Raw genomic sequence first — 20,899 nt, forward strand, 5'->3', positions numbered from 1 at the left:
GGGAGTACTCCCTGTCGACTGCGGCGTACCCGTCAATACGGATCAGGCCTGATCCCGGGGCGTCGGCCCACCGTGGGTGGAAGAGACCTCCGGCAGCGCGACGACGCTGGTTACTTGCCGTTACGTATTGCCGGAGGAACTGTGGACGTTTCCGTGACCCTGTGGGTCCTGACCGTTGTGGGCCTCGCCGCCCTCATCGCGGTCGACTTCTTCATCGGCCGCAAGCCGCACGACGTGTCCATCAAGGAAGCGGGCATCTGGACCGTCGTCTGGATCGCCCTGGCCGGACTCTTCGGCCTCGGACTGCTGGTCTTCGGCGGTGGCCAGGCCGGCGGAGAGTTCTTCGCGGGCTTCATCACCGAGAAGTCCCTGAGCGTGGACAACCTCTTCGTCTTCGTCCTGATCATGGCGAAGTTCGCGGTGCCCTCGCAGTACCAGCAGCGGGTCCTGCTCGTCGGTGTCCTCATAGCCCTGGTGCTGCGCGCGATCTTCATCGCCGCGGGCGCCGCGATCCTCGCCAGCTTCGCCTGGGTGTTCTACATCTTCGGCGCCTTCCTCATCTGGACCGCCTGGAAGCTCATCGAGGAGGCCCGCGCCGACGAGGAGGACGAGGAGTTCGAGGAGAACAAGCTGCTCAAGGCCGCTGAGCGCCGGTTCGGTGTCGCCGACCGCTACCACGGCACCAAGCTGTGGATCGAGGAGAACGGCAAGCGGGTCATGACCCCGATGCTGGTCGTGATGCTCGCCATCGGCACCACCGACGTCCTCTTCGCGCTCGACTCGATCCCCGCGATCTTCGGCCTGACCCAGGACCCGTACATCGTCTTCACGGCGAACGCGTTCGCCCTGATGGGTCTGCGCCAGCTGTACTTCCTCATCGGCGGCCTGCTGAAGAAGCTGGTCCACCTCAGCTACGGCCTGTCGATCATCCTCGGCTTCATCGGCGTCAAGCTGGTGCTGCACGCCCTGCACGAGTCCGGGGTCCACGTCCCCGAGATCAGCATTCCGGTCTCCCTCGGCGTGATCTGCTCGGTCCTGATCGTGACCACGCTCACCAGCCTCCGTGCCTCCAAGAAGCAGGCGGCGGCCGAGGCGGCGCAGGCGGAGGGCGAAGGCGCTCCGAAGGACAGCATCGAGGCCTGACCGCGGTCGGCGTAGGAAGAACCACCACCGGGAGCGGTGCACGGCGAATTGCCGGTCACCGCTCCCGGTGCTTGTTTGGTTCAGGAGCGCGTACCCCGGCCCGGGGACGCCGTGGCCGGCTGGAGACCCCATGAAGTTCGTGCAGATCATCGGCTTCGCGACCGAGCGCCTGGAAGAGATGCAGCAGCTGATGGAGGAGGCGGGGCAGCGCAACGAGGGCCGGACGGGCGGCCCCACCCACCGCATGCTCCTGAAGGACCGCGACAAGCCCAACCACTACCTGGCGGTCATCGAGTTCGAGTCGTACGACGAGGCCATGCGCAACAGCGACGACCCCGAGACGAGCAAACTGGCGGAGCAGCTGGGCGCGCTGAGCTTCGGCGAGCGCGTGTACACCAACTGCGACGTCCTGGAATCGGGCGACCTCAAGTAGTGCGGGCTCAACCGGTTCAACACCAAGACGGTTCAACACCGATAGTTCAACCTCAAGTAGTGCATGCCCGGTTCGCCTCTGGGACGATCTCTTCATGATCGCTCGGTTCAGGCCGCTCATCACGAGCTGGACGTCCGTCGTGCCGGTGCTCGCCGGCGTCCTGCTGGTGTTCACCTGGGGTCGCGATCTGCCCGGTGTGGTCGTGGCGCTCGTGACCCTGGTGCTCGCGGGAGCCGTGCTGGCCGCCGTGCACCACGCCGAGGTGGTGGCCCACCGGGTCGGTGAACCCTTCGGCTCGCTGGTTCTCGCCGTCGCCGTCACCATCATCGAGGTCGCCCTGATCGTCACCCTGATGGCCGACGGCGGCGACAAGAGTTCCACCCTGGCCAGGGACACCGTGTTCGCGGCCGTGATGATCACCTGCAACGGCATCGTCGGCATCAGCCTCCTGGTGGCCTCACTGCGCCACGGCACCGCGGTCTTCAACCCCGAGGGCACCGGCGCCGCCCTCGCCACGGTCGCCACCCTGGCCACCCTCAGCCTGGTCCTGCCGACCTTCACGACCAGCAAGCCGGGCCCGGAGTTCTCCACCACGCAGCTGACCTTCGCCGCGCTGTCCTCGCTGGTGCTGTACGGCCTGTTCGTGGCGACCCAGACCGTACGGCACCGTGACTACTTCCTCCCGATCACCCGCCAGGGCGAGCTGATCACGGGCGACGACCACGCCGAGGTCCCCACCGCCCGTACCGCGCTGATCAGCCTGGGTCTGCTGGGGCTGGCCCTGATCGGCGTGGTGGGCCTGGCCAAGGGCGTCTCGCCGACCATCGAGTCCGGAGTCGCCAAGGCGGGCCTCCCGCACGCCGTCGTCGGTGTGATCATCGCCCTGCTGGTGCTGCTCCCCGAGACCATCGCGGCCCTGCGCTCCGCCCGCCGGGACCGGGTGCAGACCAGCCTCAACCTCGCCCTCGGCTCCGCCATGGCCAGCATCGGCCTGACCATCCCCGCGGTCGCCCTGGCGTCCGTCTGGCTCTCCGGGCCGCTCGTCCTCGGCCTCGGCGCCACCCACATGGTGCTGCTGGCCCTGACCGTGGTGGTGAGCTCCCTGACCGTGGTCCCGGGCCGGGCCACCCCGCTCCAGGGCGGCGTCCACCTGGTGCTGTTCGCGGCCTATCTGGAGCTGGCGATCAACCCGTAGGACCCTGAGCCCGCGTCAACCCGTCGAGCGTCATCAGTAGGTGACCGTGATGCGCCGGGCGGGACCGTCGACGCGGACGAGGCCGCCGTAGGGGATGACCAGCTGGGGATCGGTGTGGCCGAAGTCCACGTCGAAGACGATGGTGGTGTTGGGGGCATATGTGCGCATGGCTCGCAGGACGGCCTCCCGCTGGTCGGCGGCGTAACGATCCGCCTCCTCGGGGCTGTTGGGGCGCTCGAAGGACCAGGTCTTGGGGCGGCCCATCAGCAGGGCCGAGAAGCGTTGCAGCAGCCCGCGTTCGCCCATGTTGCGCAACGTGCGGAAGACCTCGAGGTCGCTCGGCATCTCCTCGGAGGTCTCCAGGAGCAGCACGCCGCCGTCGTACTCCTCGAGATCGTGCGCGATCTCGCGGTCGGCCATCAGCAGCCAGCCGATGATCTCCAGGCAGCCGCCCCAGGCACGGCCCTCCACCGCACGGTCGGCGTTCACCCAGGCCCAGCCGTTGCCGGGGCGGGTCTCGGGTTCCGCGTCGAAGGTGGCGGGGTCGGCCCAGTCGCGGTTGACGTCGTTCCAGCGTGCCGCGGCGGTGAGTTCGTACGGGCCGGAGGTGAACAGGGCCGCCCGCAGGGAGCCGGCGGTCAGCGGGTCCATGGCCACCGGACGGCCGAGCGCGGTCATCACGGTCGCGCCGTGATAGCCGACGATGCCGGTGCCGTACAGGTACGCGAGCAGGTTCGTGTTGTCGCTCATCCCGAAGAACGGCTTCGGGTTCGCCCGGATCAACTCCTGGTCCAGGAACGGCAGTACGGTGATCTGGTCGTCACCGCCGATGGACGCCATGACCGCCTTGACGTCCGGGTCGGCGAAGGCAGCGTGCAGGTCGGCGGCGCGCTCCTGCGGCGTGGAGCCCATCCTGCGGGTCGTCGGATACTCCACCGGCTCCAGCCCGTACTCCTTGCGCAGTCGCTCCAGCCCGAGTTCGAAGGGGCGCGGGAAGAGCCCGGGGAGGCCGGCGCCGGGGGAGACGACGGCGATGCGGTCGCCGGGTACGGGCTTGGAGGGGTACGAGGGCGTGGTCATGCCGGGAGGGTACGGGCGGCACCGCGCGCGGCGCACCGTGATAAACCGGGGACGAGCAGCCCACCCGCACCGGAGGAACCGTGCCCCGCACCCTGGCCAACGCCCCGATCATGATCCTCAACGGCCCCAACCTGAACCTGCTGGGGCAGCGGCAGCCGGAGATCTACGGCAAGGAGACGCTGGCCGACGTCGAGGCCCTGTGCGTCAAGGCGGCGGCCGCGCACGGCGGCACGGTCGACTTCCGGCAGTCCAACCACGAGGGCGAACTGGTCGACTGGATCCACGAGGCACGCCTGAACCACTGCGGGATCGTCATCAACCCCGGCGCCTACTCGCACACCTCGGTCGCGATCCTGGACGCGCTCAACACCTGTGACGGGATGCCGGTGCTGGAGGTGCACATCTCCAACATCCACCGGCGCGAGGCTTTCCGGCACCACTCCTACGTCTCGCTGCGCGCGGACGGGGTCATCGCGGGGTGCGGCGTGCAGGGGTATGTCTTCGGCGTGGAGCGGGTCGCCGCGCTGGCGGGGCAGACCCGGGCCGAGGCGTAGAGCTGTAATAGGCGCCTGCCATTGCGGGCGCCTATTACACACGCCTACAGCCGCCCCGCCTCCACGATCCGCCGCAGGAAGCGCTGTGTGCGCTCCTGCTGAGGTTCGCCGAAGATCTGTTCGGCGGTGCCGCGCTCGTGGACGACCCCCGAGTCCAGAAAACAAACCTGGTCGGCGACCTCTCGCGCGAAGCCCATCTCGTGGGTGGCCAGCACCATGGTCATGCCCTCGCCCTTGAGGTCGCGGACCACGTTCAGGACCTCGCCGACCAGCTCGGGGTCGAGCGCCGCGGTGATCTCGTCGAGGAGCAGCAGTCGGGGCCGTACCGCCAACGCCCGCACGATCGCCACCCGCTGCTGCTGACCGCCGCTGAGCCGGTCCGGGTACTCGTCCGCTTTCCCGCCGAGCCCGAGCCGCTCCAGCAGCTCCCTGGCGTGCCCCTCGGCCTCCGCGCGGGCCACGCCGTGCACCCGCCGCGGGGCCAGGGTGATGTTCTCCAGCACGGTCATGTGCGGGAAGAGGTTGTACGCCTGGAACACCACGCCGATACGGCGCCGTACCGCGTCCTGGTCGGCCCGCGGGTCGGTGATCTCCTCACCGTCCAGCCAGATCGCGCCGTCGTCGATCTCCTCCAGGAGGTTGGCGCAGCGCAGCAGGGTCGACTTGCCCGAACCGGAGGCGCCGATCAGGGCGGTCACCGTGTGCGGTGCGACCTCCAGGTCGACGTCCCGCAGCACGACCGAGTCGCCGAAGGCCTTGCGGACGGACTCCATCCGCAGCACCGGCGCGTCCGTGGCGCTCATGCGATCCCTCCCTGTGCCCGCCGTCGGTCCATCCGTGCCGTCACCCAGTCCGTGAAGCGGGTCATCGGGATGGTCAGCGCCACGAACACCAGGCCCGCGACGATGTACGGCGTGTAGTTGAGGCTGCGTCCGACGATGATGTCGGCGGCCCGTACGGCGTCGATGGCGCCGCCGATCGACACCAGGCCGGTGTCCTTCTGGAGGGACACCAGGTCGTTCAGCAGCGGCGGCACCTGGCGGCGCACCGCCTGCGGCAGCACCACGTACCGCAGCGCCTGCCGGTTGGACAGGCCGAGCGAGCGGGCCGCGGCGCGCTGCGAGGGGTGCACGGACTCGATGCCCGCGCGGAACACCTCGGCCACGTACGCCGAGTAGGTCAGCGTGAGTGCCGTACCGCCCAGCCACACCGGGTCGACCGTCACGCCCTGGAGCCGCAGCGCCGGGACGCCCAGGACGACGATCATCAGGTTGATGATGAGCGGGAGTCCGCGGAAGAAGTCCGTGTAGGCGGCGGCCAGGAAGCGCAGCGGGAAGAACACCGGGCCCCGCAGGGTGCGGGCGATGGCGATGAGCATGCCGAGGACCAGGACGGCCGCGCCGCAGATGAACAGCAGCCGGACGTTCAGCCACAGCCCTTCGAGGACCTTCGGGAACGCCTCGCGCGCGTACTGCCCGTTGAAGAACGTCTCCTTGGTGCGCGGCCAGCCCGGCGCGTTGACGACAACCAGGTAGAGGACGACGGCGGTGACCAGGGTCGAGACCGCGGCGATCGCCGTCGCACGGCGGGAGCGGGCACGCTTGAACGCATCCCGCTCGATCCGCCGCTGCGACGGCGTGTAGGAGTCGCCCCCGCTTTCCTCGCCGGTCTCGTCCTTCGTGAGCGTCACTTGAGGACCGGGGCGTCGACGGCGTCCGACAGCCACTGCTGCTCCAGCTCGGCGAGCGTGCCGTCCTTGCGGAGCGCGTCCACGGCGGCCGTCACGCAGGAGGTGAGGGAGCTGCCCTTGTCGAGCACGAGCCCGAACTGCTCGGGCGTGCCGCCCTGGTTCTCGAACTGCCCGACGATGGTGCCGTCCGTCACCTCGGCCGCGGTGATGTAGAAGGCGGTGGGCAGGTCGACGACGATGGCGTCCACCTGCTTGTTCTCCAGCGCGGACTTCGCCTGGTCGTTCTTGGCGTACGCGGCGGCCTCCTGCGTCGGCTTCACCACGTCCTGGATGTAGTTCAGGCTCGTCGTGCCGACCTGGGCGCCCAGCTTGAGGCCCTTCAGGTCCGCGATGCTCTTCGCCTTGGCGGCCTTGGACCCCTTGAGCGCGATGACCGCCTGGCGCACGTCGTAGTAGCCGGACGAGAAGTCCACGGCCTTCTTGCGCTCGGCGCTGATCGACACCTGGTTGATGTCGAAGTCGAAGGTCTTCTCCCCGGGCGCGAAGGCCTTGTTGAAGGGAACGCTCTGCCAGACGACGGCGCTCTTGTCGTAACCGAGCTGCTTCGCCACGGCGTAGGCGACGGCCGACTCGAAGCCCTTGCCGTTCGCGGGCTTGTCGTCCTTGAACCACGGCTCGTACGCGGGCTCGTCGGTCGCGACCGTCAGCTTGCCGGAGGTCTTCGTGGCCAGCTTGCCCTTGGCGCAGGCGTTGCCGGTCGGCGCCGAGGCCTTGGCGCTCGCGTCGTCCTCGGGCTGCGGGGCGCAGCCGACGGCGGTGGCGAGCAGGGCTATGGATGCCGCGGCGACGGCGCGGCGCAGGGCGCGAGGGGCAGGGTGCATGGCGGGAGAGTGACAGTCCACTGTCCCGTTTGTCGAGGTCACACCGGCAATTGTCCGCATATTGGGAACGGGTGTTGCGTTCTTGTGAACAGTTTTCGGACGGCTTGCCTGGGCCGCCGGCCGAGGGCGGGGATCGAAAGACCGGCGGCCCTTACCGCGCAGGAGCCGTCATCCTGTGCGGGGCTGCCCCCAGTTGACTGCGCAACCACCTGTGCCGGGAGCGCGTGTGTGGCATCGGCGTGTGCGAAGAGTTCACACGGGGCGCGCGCAACCTCCTTTGCGCGCCCCGGCGTTCACCACCCCGTGCGTGCCACCAGGCGGGTTTCACCACCCCCGCGCGTGCCACTCCGGCAGCTGCGGCCGCTCCGCGCCCAGTGTCGTGTCGTGGCCGTGGCCCGGGTACACCCAGGTCTCGTCCGGCAGCACGTCGAAGATCTTCGTCTCGACGTCGTGGATCAGACGGGCGAACGCATCGGGGTCCTTGCGGGTGTTGCCCACACCACCGGGGAAGAGGCAGTCCCCGGTGAACACGTGCGGGTGCCCGTGCGGGTCGTCGTAGACGAGGGCGATCGAGCCCGGTGTGTGCCCGACCAGGTGGCGCGCGGTGAGTTCCACGCGCCCCACCCGGATGACGTCCCCGTCGTCCACCGGGACGTCGGTGGGGACGGGGATGCCCTCGGCGTCGGCCCGCCCGGCGTACGTACGCGCGTGCGTGGCCGCGACGACCTCCGCGAGCGCCTGCCAGTGGTCGCCGTGCTGGTGGGTGGTGACGACGGACGCGATGCCGTCGGCGCCGATGGTGCCGAGCAGGGTGTCCGCCTCGTTGGCGGCGTCGATCAGGAGCTGCTCGTCGGTGGCCCGGCAGCGCAGCAGATAGGCGTTGTTGTTCATCGGGCCGACCGCGATCTTGGTGATCATCAGGTCCTTGAGCTCGTGCACGTCGGCGGGCCCGCCGACCGTCACCTGTCCGCTGTACGTCATGGCGGCCAGCCTATAGCGGGGGCAGCAGCGGGAGGGGGCCGCCGTGAACCGTCAGCGCGGAGCCGTCGCGGCGGCCGGCGAGCCAGCCCAGGAGGTCGGCGGCGGCGCCCTCGACGCTGACCCCCGGTGCGTCGTCGGCGCGACCGGTGCTCCACGCGTGCGTGCCGTCCACCAGGCTTGTGGCCGGCACGTCGGGGTGGCCGGAGAAGCGCTCGGTGAGGAACACGATCTCCCGTTCCGTGAACTCCTCGGGCAGGTCCTCCAGCTCGTACCCGATCCCCAGGTCCACGTGGTGCAGCTCTACCTCGGCCCACCTCCGGAACGGCACCCGGGCCGCCGCGTCGGTGACCCCGTTGCGCAGCTCGACCGTGCGCGACCAGTCCGCGGGCTCCGCCCCCGCCTCCTGGAAGCGGGCGGCGCTGTCGCGCAGGTCGGCGAGCTGGGTGTCGAGGGGCCGGGGGGCGTCGCGCTCGATGTCGGCGTCGCGCGCCTCGGCCGAGGAGTACATGGGCTGTCCGCGCAGCACGTTCACGAGGGCGTCGGCGTTGCGGGAGAGGTGGGCGAGGACATGGCCGCGGCTCCAGCCCGGAAGCCGTGACGACTGCGTCACGGCCGCGTTGTCCATCTTGGCGGCTGCGGTCAGCAGCCGCTCGGTCGCACCACGTACAGACTCCAGGTCATGAGCGTGATCAGTCATGGTGCTGACCCTAGTCTCACCACACCTTTGGGTGAAGGTGGTGAAGCTGTGCCGTAAATCGAATGCACGTGCTATATGGTCGGAAGCGGCGTCGGGCATGCTGGAAGGCCGGGGATTGTTGTTCCCCATCCGGGAATCCGACCGGCGTTGTCAGTGGCTCCCCCTAGTCTGAGAAAGCACGGGGGCCCCGCCCCTGTCACTCCTCTCAAGCCAAGAAAGGTGCGGACCGGCGTGGCCGACCGTCTCATCGTCCGTGGCGCGCGCGAGCACAACCTGAAGAACGTCTCGCTCGACCTGCCCCGCGACTCGCTCATCGTCTTCACGGGCCTGTCGGGGTCGGGCAAGTCCTCGCTGGCCTTCGACACCATCTTCGCCGAGGGGCAGCGGCGCTACGTGGAGTCGCTCTCCTCGTACGCCCGCCAGTTCCTCGGGCAGATGGACAAGCCCGACGTCGACTTCATCGAGGGCCTGTCGCCCGCGGTCTCCATCGACCAGAAGTCGACCTCGCGCAACCCGCGCTCGACGGTCGGCACCATCACCGAGGTCTACGACTACCTGCGTCTGCTCTTCGCGCGCATCGGCAAGCCGCACTGCCCCGAGTGCGGCCGCCCCATCTCGCGCCAGTCGCCGCAGGCCATCGTCGACCGGGTCCTGGAGCTGCCCGAGGGCAGCCGCTTCCAGGTGCTCTCGCCGCTGGTGCGGGAGCGCAAGGGCGAGTTCGTCGACCTCTTCGCCGACCTCCAGACCAAGGGTTACAGCCGGGCGCGGGTGGACGGCGAGACCGTCCAGCTCTCCAACCCGCCCACGCTGAAGAAGCAGGAGAAGCACACCATCGAGGTGGTCGTCGACCGTCTCACGGTGAAGGACTCCGCCAAGCGCCGCCTCACCGACTCCGTGGAGACCGCCCTCGGTCTGTCCGGCGGCATGGTCGTGCTCGACTTCGTCGACCTCCCCGAGGACGACCCCGAGCGCGAGCGCATGTTCTCGGAGCACCTGTACTGCCCGTACGACGACCTGTCCTTCGAGGAACTGGAGCCCCGCTCCTTCTCCTTCAACTCGCCCTTCGGCGCCTGCCCGGAGTGCACGGGCATCGGCACCCGCATGGAGGTCGACCCGGAGCTGATCGTCCCCGACGAGGACAAGTCCCTCGACGAGGGCGCGATCCACCCCTGGTCGCACGGCCACACCAAGGACTACTTCGGCCGGCTCATCGGCGCCCTCGCGGACGCCCTCGGATTCCGGACCGACATCCCCTTCGCGGGCCTGCCCCAGCGCGCCAAGAAGGCCCTGCTCCACGGCCACAAGACGCAGATCGAGGTCCGCTACCGCAACCGGTACGGCCGCGAGCGGGTCTACACGACCCCCTTCGAGGGGGCCGTCCCCTTCGTCAAGCGCCGGCACAGCGAGTCCGAGAGCGACGCCAGCCGCGAGCGCTTCGAGGGCTACATGCGCGAGGTGCCCTGCCCCACCTGTGAGGGCACCCGCCTCAAGCCGCTCGTCCTCGCGGTCACCGTCATGGGCAAGTCGATCGCCGAGGTCTCCGGCATGTCCATCAGCGACTGCGCGGACTTCCTGGGCGAGCTGAAGCTCAGCGCGCGCGACAAGAAGATCGCCGAGCGGGTTCTCAAGGAGGTCAACGAACGGCTGAAGTTCCTGGTCGACGTCGGCCTGGACTACCTCTCGCTCAACCGCGCGGCCGGCACCCTGTCCGGCGGCGAGGCCCAGCGCATCCGCCTGGCCACCCAGATCGGCTCCGGGCTCGTCGGCGTCCTGTACGTCCTGGACGAGCCGTCCATCGGTCTGCACCAGCGCGACAACCACCGGCTGATCGAGACCCTGGTCCGGCTGCGGGACATGGGCAACACGCTCATCGTCGTGGAGCACGACGAGGACACGATCAAGGTCGCCGACTGGATCGTCGACATCGGCCCCGGCGCCGGCGAGCACGGCGGCAAGGTCGTGCACAGTGGCTCCCTGAAGGAGCTCCTGGCCAACACCGAGTCGGAGACCGGCCAGTACCTGTCGGGCAGGAAGGCCATCCCGCTGCCCGACATCCGCCGGCCCCTCGACCCGTCCCGGCAGCTCACCGTGCACGGGGCCCGCGAGAACAACCTCCAGGACATCGACGTGTCCTTCCCGCTGGGCGTGTTCACCGCGGTCACCGGTGTCTCGGGCTCCGGCAAGTCGACCCTGGTCAACGACATCCTGTACACCCACCTGGCGCGCGAGCTCAACGGCGCCAGGAGCGTCCCGGGCCGGCACACGCGCGTGGACGGCGACGACCTCGTCGACAAGGTCGTGCACGTCGACCAGTCGCCCATCGGCCGCACCCCGCGGTCCAACCCGGCGACGTACACCGGCGTCTTCGACCACGTCCGCAAGCTGTTCGCCGAGACCACCGAGGCGAAGGTCCGCGGCTACATGCCCGGCCGCTTCTCCTTCAACGTCAAGGGCGGCCGCTGCGAGAACTGCGCGGGCGACGGCACCATCAAGATCGAGATGAACTTCCTCCCGGACGTCTACGTCCCGTGCGAGGTCTGCCACGGCGCCCGGTACAACCGGGAGACCCTGGAGGTCCACTACAAGGGCAAGTCCATCGCCGACGTCCTGAACATGCCGATCGAGGAGGCCACGGACTTCTTCGACGCCGTCCCGGCGATCGCCCGCCACCTCAACACCCTCAAGGACGTCGGTCTCGGCTACGTCCGCCTCGGCCAGGCCGCGACCACCCTGTCCGGCGGCGAGGCGCAGCGCGTGAAGCTCGCCAGCGAGCTCCAGAAGCGCTCCACCGGCCGTACGGTCTACGTCCTGGACGAGCCGACCACCGGTCTGCACTTCGAGGACATCAGCAAGCTGCTGAAGGTCCTGTCCGGCCTGGTCGACAAGGGCAACACCGTCATCGTCATCGAGCACAACCTCGACGTGATCAAGACGGCCGACTGGATCGTCGACATGGGCCCCGAGGGCGGCGCGGGCGGCGGTCTGGTCGTCGCCGAGGGCACCCCGGAGGAGGTCGCCGGCGTACCGGCCAGCCACACCGGCAAGTTCCTGAGGGAGATCCTGGGCGCCGACCGGATCAGCGACGGGGCCGCGGTGAAGGCCCCGCGCAAGGCACCGGCCAGGAAGGCGACCGCGGCGAAGAAGACGGTCGCCACCGCGTCCACGGCCAAGAGGACGGCGACGGCCAGCACGACAGCGGCCAAGAAGGCGGCGGCGAAGAAGACGGCGACGGCCGGCGAGGCAGCCGCCAAGAAGGACGCCCCGGCGAAGAAGGCCGCCCCCGCGAAGAAGGCGACCCGGGCCCGCAAGGCCTGAGTCGCCGGACAGCCGCAGGCGGCACGGCCGGGGCCCGACCCGGCCCGGCCGGGGCAGACACACAAAGGGCGGCGCCCCGCGGGAACTCCCCGCGGGGCGCCGCCCTTGCCGTCTACAGCGCGCCCACCTCGGAGGCGTACGGCGGCTCCGCGCCCGCTCGTGAGCAGGTGACCGCGGCCGCGCGGGCCGCGAAGCGCAGCAGCCGGGTCCAGTCCTCGACGCGCAGTGCGGCGAGCGCCGTCGGAGAGAGGGCGTCGAGGGCTGCCAGGCCGTGCAGCAGGGCCGCGTTCACGGTGTCGCCGGCGCCGATCGTGTCCACGACGTCGACCTTCTCGCCCGGCACCGGAAGCGCCGACCCGTCCCGGGTGAACACGCTCAGTCCGTCACCACCGTGGGTGATCACCACCGCCGAGGGGCCCGCGGCCAGCCATTCCTGGGGGGTGCCGCCGAGCCACAGCGCGTCCTCCTCGGAGAGCTTGAGCAGGGACACCGACGGCAGCCAGCTCTTGAACCGGGCCCGGTAGGCGTCCGCGTCGGGGATCAGCCCGGCCCGGATGTTCGGGTCGAGCGCGGTGAACACGCCCTGCGCGGCGGCGGCCCGCAGCAGCTCCTCGTAGGCGCTCGCTCCCGGTTCCAGGACGAGCGAGCAGGTGCCGAAGGACACCGCGCGGGTGCCGGAGGGGAGTGCGGCGGGGGCCGTGAACAGGCGGTCGGCGGTGCCGTCGACGTAGAAGGAGTAGGCGGCCGAGCCGCCGTCGTCTATCGAGGCGACGGCGAGTGTGGTGGGTTCGGTCCCGCGCTGGACGGCGGACACGTCCACCCCCGCCTCCCGCAGCCCGTCGAGCAGGGCCTCGCCGAACGCGTCGAGCGAGACGCGGGAGCAGAACGCCGTGGGGGAGCCGAGCCGGCCGAGGGCCACGGCGGTGTTGTAGGGGCCGCCGCCGAGCGCCGGCTTGAGACTCGCGAGGGCGCCCCTGCCCTGCGGTACCAGATCGATCAGGGCCTCACCGGCGACGACGATCACGAGACGGTTCCTTTCGACTGCGAGGACTGAGAGCGTGGCGCAGGGCGGCCGTACTCCCCGGTCTCCGCGCAGCCGCACGACGTGCGGTGCACGAAGGCGCAGGGCAGACGCAGGGTACGGGTGGGGCGGTCCGGGGCGGCGAGCCGGTCCAGGAGCAGGCGGACCGCTTCGGCGCCGATCTCCCTGCTGGGCTGGGCGATCGCGGTGAGGCGGGGGGCGAACAGGTCCGCCCAGGCGAAGTCGTCGAAACAGCACAGGGCGAGGTCGTCCGGTATCGCGAGGCCGCGTTCGCGCAGGGTGCGCAGGGTGCCGATGGTCATCGTGTTGTTGGCGGTGACCAGGGCGGTGGGCGGCGTCGCGAGGGCGAGCAGGGCGGCGGTGGCCACTTCCGCTCCGGCCGACTCGGAGTCGCCGTGGACGATCAGGTGGGGGTCGTAGGGCAGGCCGGAGGCGGTGAGGCCCTGCCGGTACCCGGCGATCCGTTCGGCGGTGGTGCTGAGCCCCTCCAGGCCGGCCACCAGTCCGATGCGGCGGTGGCCGAGTCCGGCGAGATGGGTGACCAGTTCGGCCATCGGCCGGGCGCTCTCGGCGCACACCTGGTCGAAGCGCCGAGGGCCGCCCGAGGGAGTCTCCCGCCTTTCAGTGCCGGCGCCGGCATCCCTCGGCCCGTCGACCCCGCCCGGTCCCTCCACCACCCGGTCCAGGAACACCGTCGGGACCTCGTGCCGTGTGAGGTAGGCGACGAGTTCGCGAGGGTCCGCGGAGGGCGCGACGATCATGCCGTCCACGCGCCGTTCGTGGAGCAGCTGGACGACCTTGCGCTCGTGCTCGGGATCGTCGTGGGGATCGGCGATGAGCAGGCTGTAGCCGTGTTCGAGGGCGCCCGCCTCGACGCCCTGGAGGATCTCCGTGAAGTACGGGTTGCTGATCGCCGAGACCGCGAGCCCGATGGAGCGGGTGCGGGCGGTCACCAGGGAGCGGGCCAGGGTGTTGGGGGTGTACCCGAGCTCGTCCACCGCGTCGAGCACGGCCTGCCGGGTGTGGGGGAGGACCGGCCGGGTGCCGTTGAGGACGTGCGAGACGGTCGCCACCGACACGCCCGCAGTGCGTGCCACGTCGGCCATGGTCGGCATCGAGCCCCTCCCGGACAGGCGGCTTCCCGGATCGGGGCCTCCCGGACGGGGCCCCACGGCCGGGAAGGTATCCCATCCAGCGGCGCACGTAAACGCTTGCGCAAGCGTTTACGTCAGGTAACCGGCCCAAGGACGGAGCTCGGCGGAGTTCGACGGGGCTCCTACTCCCAGTCCCAGCCGATCCCCACGACCCCCGCCCGCACCCGCGGCTCGACGAGGTGGACCGAGTGGTGCCGGCCGGTGAGCGCCAGTTCCTGGCGGCCGCTGCGGGGCGCCGCGGGGGAGTGCTGGGCGAAGCGGTGGCAGCGCACCGGCAGCGCGTTCTCGTCGAACCGGACCTGGAGCGCGTACTGGCCGCCGGGCGAGCCGAAGCCGCGGACGTACTCGCGCGAGACCCCGCCCGTGCCGTCCTCGACGCGGTAGCGGAACAGGAAGGTGTCACCCGCCCGCAGCCGGGCGTCCAGGAGCAGCTCGGCCACCAGCACCCCGGTCTCGTGGTGCCGGCGCACCCGCCCGGTACGGCAGTTCTCCAGAGCGTGCACGGTCATGCGCTCCGGCGCGCATCCCGGGTCGCCGTGGTGGACGGCCATGAAGCGGTCGACGCCCTCGCGGTGGGCCCGCACGATGTGGTGCGACTCGAGGCCGCGCAGCTCGCGACGGGGCCCTATGTCGATCCGCTCGTGATGGCCGAGGGTGTGCAGCCCGCCGTCGTGCGGCGAGTCCAGCTCGTCCAGCAGCTGTCCGAGCACGTCCGAGGCTGCGAGGAGGGAGCGGTAGGAACGGGTCGCGGAACGCTCGGCGGCCGGCCGGTCGTCGTACTCGGCGAGCAGCCGGATCAGCGACTCCTCCGGCAGCTGGAGGATCTCCTCCAGTGCGCGGACGGCCCGTAGCGACTCGGGGCGCTGTGGGCGCCGGGCGCCCTGCTGCCAGTAACTCAGGCTGGTCACACCGACCTTGACCCCGTGGCGCGACAGATGGTGCTGGACGCGCTGGAGCGGAAGCCCCCGGGCGGCGATCGCGGCGCGCAGTGCGACATGGAAGGGGCCGCCTCGCAGGGCCGTGTCCAGTTCCGCGTCGACGACGGTCGCGACGTCCGCGTGCTGTGTGGCGTGCGGCATGCAGGGGCCTTTCTGTACAGGTCCGGGCGGCTGGTCAGGCCGTTCGAGAGGGTGTGTTGCCGGGGCCGTCGGGGGCTGTGCCGGGGGAGGCTTCACATCCGTACGCCGCTCTTCCCGGTCCCGAGTTCCCCCGCATTGAAGCGTGTTGGCTTGGTCCCGACAACACCCGCCGCCCAACGACCGTGCACTCCCGGCCGGTTGACGGCCGGTTCCGGGTGGCCGACGGCCCGTGTCCGGCCGGCCGGCGGGCCCTCCGCCCAGTCACCAGGGGCCTCGCCGTCACCGTCCGGGGCCAGGGGTGAGAGGTAGGCATGAGAGGGCCGGCCGCATCGCGGAGACCTGGCTGGACAGCTCCGGAGGACGTGCGCTTGCGCTCATGACCACCACGGAGCATGGCCATGCCACCCACCTCGACGAGGACGTCCCTGGAGCGTCCAGCGCTGAGCGGAAGGCCGGGGTTGTCCGCAGGCTCGTCGTTGTCCACAGGCTCGTCGGACTGTCGGCCCTCGCCAGTAGGGTGTGAGACATGGCCGACCCCTCCAGCTACCGCCCCAAACCAGGGGAGATCCCGGACACCCCCGGGGTGTACAGGTTCCGCGACGAGCACCGCCGGGTGATCTACGTCGGAAAGGCGAAGAGCCTGCGCCAGCGCCTGGCGAACTACTTCCAGGACCTGGCGAGCCTGCACCCCCGCACCCGCACCATGGTGACCACCGCCGCGTCCGTGGAGTGGACGGTGGTGTCCACGGAGGTCGAGGCGCTTCAGCTGGAGTACTCCTGGATCAAGGAGTTCGACCCCCGGTTCAACGTCAAGTACCGCGACGACAAGAGCTACCCGTACCTCGCGGTGACGATGAACGAGGAGTACCCGCGCGTGCAGGTGATGCGCGGCCAGAAACGCAAGGGTGTCAGGTACTTCGGCCCGTACGGGCACGCGTGGGCGATCCGCGACACCGTCGACCTCCTGCTGCGTGTCTTCCCCGTCCGTACCTGCTCGGCCGGCGTCTTCAAGAACGCCGCCCGTACCGGACGCCCCTGTCTCCTCGGCTACATCGGCAAGTGCTCGGCGCCCTGCGTGGGCCGCGTCTCGGCCGAGGAACACCGCGACCTCGCCGAGGACTTCTGCGACTTCATGGCCGGCCGCACCGGCACCTACATCCGCCGCCTGGAGCAGCAGATGGCGGACGCGGCCGAGGAGATGGAGTACGAGCGGGCGGCCCGCCTGCGCGACGACATCGGGGCCCTGAAGAAGGCCATGGAGAAGAGCGCGGTCGTCCTCGCCGACGCCACCGACGCCGACCTGATCGCGGTCGCCGAGGACGAGCTGGAAGCGGCCGTCCAGATCTTCCACGTCCGCGGCGGACGCGTACGCGGACAGCGCGGCTGGGTCACCGACAAGGTCGAGGAGATCACCACCGGCGCCCTCGTCGAACACGCCCTCCAGCAGCTCTACGGCGAGGAGAAGGGCGACGCGGTCCCCAAGGAGGTCCTGGTCCCCGCCCTGCCCGAGCCGGTGGAGCCGGTCCAGGAGTGGCTCGCCGAGCGCCGCGGGTCGGGCGTCTCGCTGCGCATCCCGCAGCGCGGCGACAAGAAGGCCCTGATGGAGACCGTGCAGCGCAACGCCCAGCAGGCGCTCGTCCTCCACAAGACCAAGCGCGCCTCCGACCTCACCACGCGCTCGCGTGCCCTGGAGGAGATCGCCGAAGCCCTCGACCTGGACAGCGCCCCGCTGCGGATCGAGTGCTACGACATCTCCCACCTCCAGGGCGACGACGTGGTTGCGTCCATGGTCGTCTTCGAGGACGGTCTCCAGCGCAAGAGCGAGTACCGCCGCTTCCAGATCAAGGGATTCGCGGGCCAGGACGACGTGCGGTCCATGCACGAGGTGATCTCCCGCCGGTTCCGCCGCTACCTCGCCGAGAAGGAGAAGACCGGCGAGTGGGTGGACGACACCTCGGAGGACGGCGCGAACGGAGTGGCCGACCTCAAGGACGAGGAAGGCCGCCCCAAGAAGTTCGCCTACCCGCCCCAGCTCGTCGTGGTCGACGGCGGCCGGCCCCAGGTCGCCGCGGCGAAGCGGGCTCTGGACGAGCTCGGTATCGACGACATCGCCGTCTGCGGCCTCGCCAAGCGTCTGGAGGAGGTGTGGCTGCCCGACGAGGAGGACCCGATCGTGCTGCCCCGCACCAGTGAAGGCCTGTACCTTCTCCAGCGGGTGCGTGACGAGGCCCACCGCTTCGCCATCACCTACCAGCGCACCAAGCGGGCCCAGCGCTTCCGGTCGAGCCCGCTCGACGACGTCCCCGGCCTCGGGGACACACGCAAGCAGGCCCTGCTGAAACATTTCGGGTCCTTGAAGAAACTACGATCCGCCACCATCGACCAGATCTGCGAGGTCCCCGGCATAGGCCGCAAGACGGCCGAGACGATCGCCGTGGCCCTCGCCCAGGCGGCCCCGGCCGCGCCCGCCGTCAACACGGCGACTGGAGAGATCATGGAAGAGGAGGAACCCGGTACCACGGGTTCCGGTGGGGATCCCGTGTCGGCGGGCGCCCCGGACGAACGACGGGGGCAGGAGACATGAATGTGAACGAGCACGAAGAACCACAGCACCAGAGCGGAGACGACACCCAGGTGAGCACGGGCGCACCCCACGACACTTCCGGAGTCCCGGAGGCCGCCATCCCCGAGCTGGTGATCATCTCCGGCATGTCCGGCGCCGGCCGCTCCACCGCCGCGAAGTGTCTGGAGGACCTCGGCTGGTTCGTCGTCGACAACCTCCCGCCCGCGCTGATCCCCACCATGGTGGAGCTCGGCGCCCGCTCCCAGGGCAACGTCGCCCGGATCGCGGTGGTCGTCGACGTCCGCGGCCGGCGCTTCTTCGACAATCTCCGCGAGTCCCTCGCCGACCTGGAGTCCAAGCACGTCACCCGCCGGATCGTCTTCCTGGAGTCCTCCGACGAGGCCCTGGTGCGCCGCTTCGAGTCCGTGCGCCGCCCGCACCCCCTCCAGGGCGACGGCCGCATCGTCGACGGCATCGACGCCGAGCGCGAGCTCCTGCGCGAGCTGCGCGGCGACGCCGACCTGGTCATCGACACCTCCAGCCTGAACGTCCACGAGCTGCGCGCCAAGATGGACGCCCAGTTCGCCGGCGAGGAGGAGCCCGAGCTGCGGGCCACCGTCATGTCGTTCGGCTTCAAGTACGGCCTCCCGGTCGACGCCGACCTGGTCGCGGACATGCGGTTCCTGCCCAACCCGCACTGGGTCCCGGAGCTGCGGCCCTTCACCGGCCTGAACGAGGAGGTGTCGGCGTACGTCTTCAACCAGCCCGGCGCCAAGGAGTTCCTCGACCGCTACGCCGAGCTGCTGCGCCTGATCGCGGCCGGCTACCGCCGTGAGGGCAAGCGGTACGTGACGATCGCCATCGGCTGCACCGGCGGCAAGCACCGTTCGGTCGCCACCTCGGAGAAGCTCGCCGCGCGTCTCGCGGCCGAAGGCGTGGAGACGGTGGTCGTGCACCGGGACATGGGACGGGAATGACCGCACGCACTCCGCGGCTGAGCAGGCTGCGACGGGCGGTCCCCGAAGGCCGGGCGTCCCGGCCCGTCGAGACCCGCGGCGCGCGGCCCCGGCGGCGCGGTACCCAGCCCAAGGTGGTGGCGCTCGGTGGGGGCATGGGCCTGTCCGCCTCGCTCGCCGCCCTGCGCCGGATCACCGGCGACCTCACCGCCGTCGTCACCGTGGCCGACGACGGCGGCTCCAGCGGACGGCTGCGCGACGAGCTGGGCGTGCTGCCCCCCGGCGACCTGCGCAAGGCGCTGGCCGCGCTGTGCGGCGACGACGACTGGGGCCAGACCTGGGCCCGGGTCATCCAGCACCGCTTCCAGTCCAAGGGCGACCTGCACGAACACGCGGTCGGCAACCTGCTGATCGTCGCCCTGTGGGAGCAGCTCGGCGACCATGTCCAGGCGCTCGACCTGGTCGGCAGGCTGCTGGGCGCCCATGGCCGGGTGCTGCCCATGTCCGCGGTGCCCCTGGAGCTCCAGGCCCTGGTCAAGGGACACGATCCGGAGCGGCCCGAGGACGTGGAGACCGTACGGGGGCAGGCGACGGTGGCCCTGACCCCGGGCGAGGTGCAGTCGGTGCACGTCGTGCCGCACGACCCGCCGGCGGTGCCCGAGGCGGTGGAGGCGGTCCGGGACGCGGACTGGGTGGTCCTCGGCCCCGGCTCGTGGTTCTCCTCGGTCATCCCGCACCTGCTCGTGCCCGAACTGCTGGACGCGCTCACCCAGACGAAGGCGCGCCGGGTACTCTCCCTGAACCTCGCACCGCAGCCGGGAGAAACCGATGGCTTCTCCCCGCAGCGTCATTTGGAGGTTTTGGGACGACACGCCCCTAAACTCGCCCTGGACGTGGTGCTGGCCGACCAGGCCGCCGTGCCCGACCGCGACTCCCTGACCGATGCCGCCGAGCGGTTCGGCGCCGCGGTCGAGCTGGCCCCGGTGGCCCGGCCCGACGGAACCCCGAGGCATGACCCGGAGCTGTTGGCCGCCGCGTACGACCGTATTTTTCGGATGCATGGAAGGATCGGCCCATGGCGATGACGGCAGCGGTGAAGGACGAGATCTCCCGGCTCCCCGTCACCCGTACCTGCTGCAGAAAGGCGGAGGTCTCCGCCATCCTGCGGTTCGCCGGCGGCCTCCACCTGGTGAGCGGGCGCATTGTGATCGAGGCCGAGCTGGACACCGCGATGGCGGCCCGGCGGCTCAAGCGGGACATCCTGGAGATCTTCGGCCACAGCTCGGAGCTGATCGTGATGGCCCCGGGCGGACTGCGCCGCGGCTCGCGGTACGTCGTGCGGGTGGTCGCCGGCGGTGACCAACTGGCCCGGCAGACCGGCCTGGTCGACGGCCGCGGCCGGCCGATCCGGGGGCTGCCCCCGCAGGTCGTCTCCGGCGCCACCTGTGACGCCGAGGCCGCCTGGCGAGGGGCCTTCCTGGCGCACGGCTCGCTCACCGAGCCCGGCCGCTCCTCCTCCCTGGAGGTGACCTGCCCGGGTCCGGAGGCCGCGCTCGCGCTGGTCGGCGCCGCCCGCCGGCTCTCGATCGCCGCCAAGGCCCGTGAGGTCCGCGGGGTCGACCGGGTCGTCGTCCGCGACGGCGACGCGATCGGTGCGCTGCTCACCCGCCTCGGCGCCCACGAGTCGGTGCTCGCCTGGGAGGAGCGCCGGATGCGGCGCGAGGTGCGGGCCACGGCCAACCGGCTCGCCAACTTCGACGACGCCAACCTGCGCCGCTCGGCGCGCGCGGCCGTCGCCGCGGGGGCGCGGGTCCAGCGGGCCCTGGAGATCCTCGCCGACGACGTGCCCGAGCACCTCGCCGCCGCGGGGCGGCTACGGATGGACCACAAGCAGGCCTCCCTGGAGGAGCTCGGCGCGCTCGCCGACCCGCCGCTGACCAAGGACGCCGTGGCCGGCCGTATCCGACGGCTCCTCGCGATGGCCGACAAGCGCGCCTCCGACCTGGGCATCCCGGGCACGGAGTCCAGCATCACCGAGGAGATGGCCGACAACCTCGTCGGCTGACAGACCTTCAGCACGCCGGTGCCATCACCCACTTGAGTGAAGGCACCGGCGTTTGCGCATTCGTGAGGCGC

General features: G+C 70.6%; 18 protein-coding genes. 9 read left to right on the forward strand and 9 right to left on the reverse strand.

The window, feature by feature from the left end; genetic code table 11:
- Window positions 1–141 precede the first annotated feature (141 nt).
- The 3 genes from H295_RS0122385 (at window position 142) to H295_RS0122395 (ending at window position 2,771) form a co-directional block, all read left to right on the forward strand.
- Window positions 142–1,143, forward strand: coding sequence for a TerC/Alx family metal homeostasis membrane protein (locus H295_RS0122385; RefSeq protein ID WP_028809637.1), 1,002 nt, complete (start codon window positions 142–144; stop codon window positions 1,141–1,143).
- A 130-nt stretch (window positions 1,144–1,273) separates the two neighbouring features.
- A complete protein-coding gene (locus H295_RS0122390; RefSeq protein WP_020137591.1) occupies window positions 1,274–1,576 on the forward strand; it encodes a hypothetical protein in 303 nt (100 codons plus the stop codon).
- 94 nt (window positions 1,577–1,670) lie between these two features.
- Window positions 1,671–2,771, forward strand: a complete 1,101-nt coding sequence (locus H295_RS0122395; protein WP_020137592.1) for a calcium:proton antiporter — start codon at window positions 1,671–1,673, stop codon at window positions 2,769–2,771.
- A 33-nt stretch (window positions 2,772–2,804) separates the two neighbouring features.
- Here H295_RS0122395 and H295_RS0122400 read toward each other — a convergent pair whose 3' ends face one another.
- Window positions 2,805–3,851 carry a S66 family peptidase gene (locus H295_RS0122400; RefSeq protein WP_020137593.1) on the reverse strand — a complete coding sequence of 349 codons (1,047 nt, stop codon included), beginning with the start codon at window positions 3,849–3,851 and terminating at the stop codon, window positions 2,805–2,807.
- Window positions 3,852–3,931: 80 nt separating this feature from the next.
- On the opposite strand from H295_RS0122400, the gene aroQ reads away from it, so the two are divergent.
- Complete coding sequence (gene aroQ / locus H295_RS0122405) at window positions 3,932–4,405, forward strand: type II 3-dehydroquinate dehydratase (protein ID WP_020137594.1); 474 nt, start codon at window positions 3,932–3,934, stop codon at window positions 4,403–4,405.
- Between the two features lie 44 nt (window positions 4,406–4,449).
- On the opposite strand, the gene H295_RS0122410 is transcribed toward aroQ, so the two are convergent.
- The 5 genes from H295_RS0122410 to H295_RS0122430 all read right to left on the reverse strand — a co-directional run bounded on the left by H295_RS0122410 (window position 4,450) and on the right by H295_RS0122430 (window position 8,654).
- Window positions 4,450–5,208 (reverse strand): amino acid ABC transporter ATP-binding protein, encoded by a 759-nt coding sequence (locus H295_RS0122410; protein WP_020137595.1) that lies wholly within the window; start codon window positions 5,206–5,208, stop codon window positions 4,450–4,452.
- Window positions 5,205–6,095 (reverse strand): amino acid ABC transporter permease, encoded by an 891-nt coding sequence (locus H295_RS0122415; RefSeq protein WP_020137596.1) that lies wholly within the window; start codon window positions 6,093–6,095, stop codon window positions 5,205–5,207. Before H295_RS0122415 ends, H295_RS0122410 begins: the two co-directional genes overlap by 4 nt.
- Window positions 6,092–6,976: an ABC transporter substrate-binding protein gene (locus H295_RS0122420; protein WP_020137597.1), complete on the reverse strand. Its 885-nt coding sequence runs from the start codon at window positions 6,974–6,976 to the stop codon at window positions 6,092–6,094. The genes H295_RS0122415 and H295_RS0122420 overlap by 4 nt, the downstream gene beginning before the upstream one ends.
- A 324-nt stretch (window positions 6,977–7,300) precedes the next feature.
- Window positions 7,301–7,957: an MBL fold metallo-hydrolase gene (locus H295_RS0122425; RefSeq protein ID WP_028809638.1), complete on the reverse strand. Its 657-nt coding sequence runs from the start codon at window positions 7,955–7,957 to the stop codon at window positions 7,301–7,303.
- Window positions 7,958–7,967: 10 nt separating this feature from the next.
- A complete protein-coding gene (locus tag H295_RS0122430) occupies window positions 7,968–8,654 on the reverse strand; it encodes a maleylpyruvate isomerase family mycothiol-dependent enzyme (RefSeq protein ID WP_020137599.1) in 687 nt (228 codons plus the stop codon).
- Window positions 8,655–8,885: 231 nt separating this feature from the next.
- Here H295_RS0122430 and uvrA point away from each other — a divergent pair, with 231 nt between their 5' ends.
- Window positions 8,886–11,969 carry an excinuclease ABC subunit UvrA gene (gene uvrA / locus H295_RS0122435; protein ID WP_020137600.1) on the forward strand — a complete coding sequence of 1,028 codons (3,084 nt, stop codon included), beginning with the start codon at window positions 8,886–8,888 and terminating at the stop codon, window positions 11,967–11,969.
- Window positions 11,970–12,081: 112 nt separating this feature from the next.
- Here uvrA and H295_RS0122440 read toward each other — a convergent pair whose 3' ends face one another.
- From H295_RS0122440 to H295_RS0122450, 3 genes are all read right to left on the reverse strand, one after another.
- Window positions 12,082–12,993: a carbohydrate kinase family protein gene (locus tag H295_RS0122440; protein ID WP_020137601.1), complete on the reverse strand. Its 912-nt coding sequence runs from the start codon at window positions 12,991–12,993 to the stop codon at window positions 12,082–12,084.
- Window positions 12,990–14,126: a LacI family DNA-binding transcriptional regulator gene (locus tag H295_RS0122445; protein WP_020137602.1), complete on the reverse strand. Its 1,137-nt coding sequence runs from the start codon at window positions 14,124–14,126 to the stop codon at window positions 12,990–12,992. The genes H295_RS0122440 and H295_RS0122445 overlap by 4 nt, the downstream gene beginning before the upstream one ends.
- A gap of 161 nt (window positions 14,127–14,287) precedes the next feature.
- Window positions 14,288–15,244 carry a hypothetical protein gene (locus H295_RS0122450; protein ID WP_020137603.1) on the reverse strand — a complete coding sequence of 319 codons (957 nt, stop codon included), beginning with the start codon at window positions 15,242–15,244 and terminating at the stop codon, window positions 14,288–14,290.
- A gap of 526 nt (window positions 15,245–15,770) precedes the next feature.
- On the opposite strand from H295_RS0122450, the gene uvrC reads away from it, so the two are divergent.
- Genes uvrC through whiA form a run of 4 tightly spaced genes read left to right on the forward strand, consistent with a single transcriptional unit; the run spans window position 15,771 to window position 20,828 of the window.
- Entirely contained in the window at window positions 15,771–17,828 is a 2,058-nt protein-coding gene (gene uvrC / locus H295_RS0122460; protein ID WP_020137605.1) for an excinuclease ABC subunit UvrC, read from the forward strand.
- Window positions 17,825–18,784, forward strand: a complete 960-nt coding sequence (rapZ, locus tag H295_RS0122465; protein ID WP_028809639.1) for an RNase adapter RapZ — start codon at window positions 17,825–17,827, stop codon at window positions 18,782–18,784. The genes uvrC and rapZ overlap by 4 nt, the downstream gene beginning before the upstream one ends.
- Window positions 18,781–19,848: a gluconeogenesis factor YvcK family protein gene (locus H295_RS0122470; RefSeq protein ID WP_020137607.1), complete on the forward strand. Its 1,068-nt coding sequence runs from the start codon at window positions 18,781–18,783 to the stop codon at window positions 19,846–19,848. Before rapZ ends, H295_RS0122470 begins: the two co-directional genes overlap by 4 nt.
- Window positions 19,839–20,828, forward strand: coding sequence for a DNA-binding protein WhiA (whiA, locus tag H295_RS0122475; RefSeq protein WP_020120074.1), 990 nt, complete (start codon window positions 19,839–19,841; stop codon window positions 20,826–20,828). The genes H295_RS0122470 and whiA overlap by 10 nt, the downstream gene beginning before the upstream one ends.
- Window positions 20,829–20,899 lie beyond the last annotated feature (71 nt).

The organism is Streptomyces sp. 351MFTsu5.1, from assembly GCF_000383655.1.
GTDB lineage: Bacteria > Actinomycetota > Actinomycetes > Streptomycetales > Streptomycetaceae > Streptomyces > Streptomyces griseorubiginosus.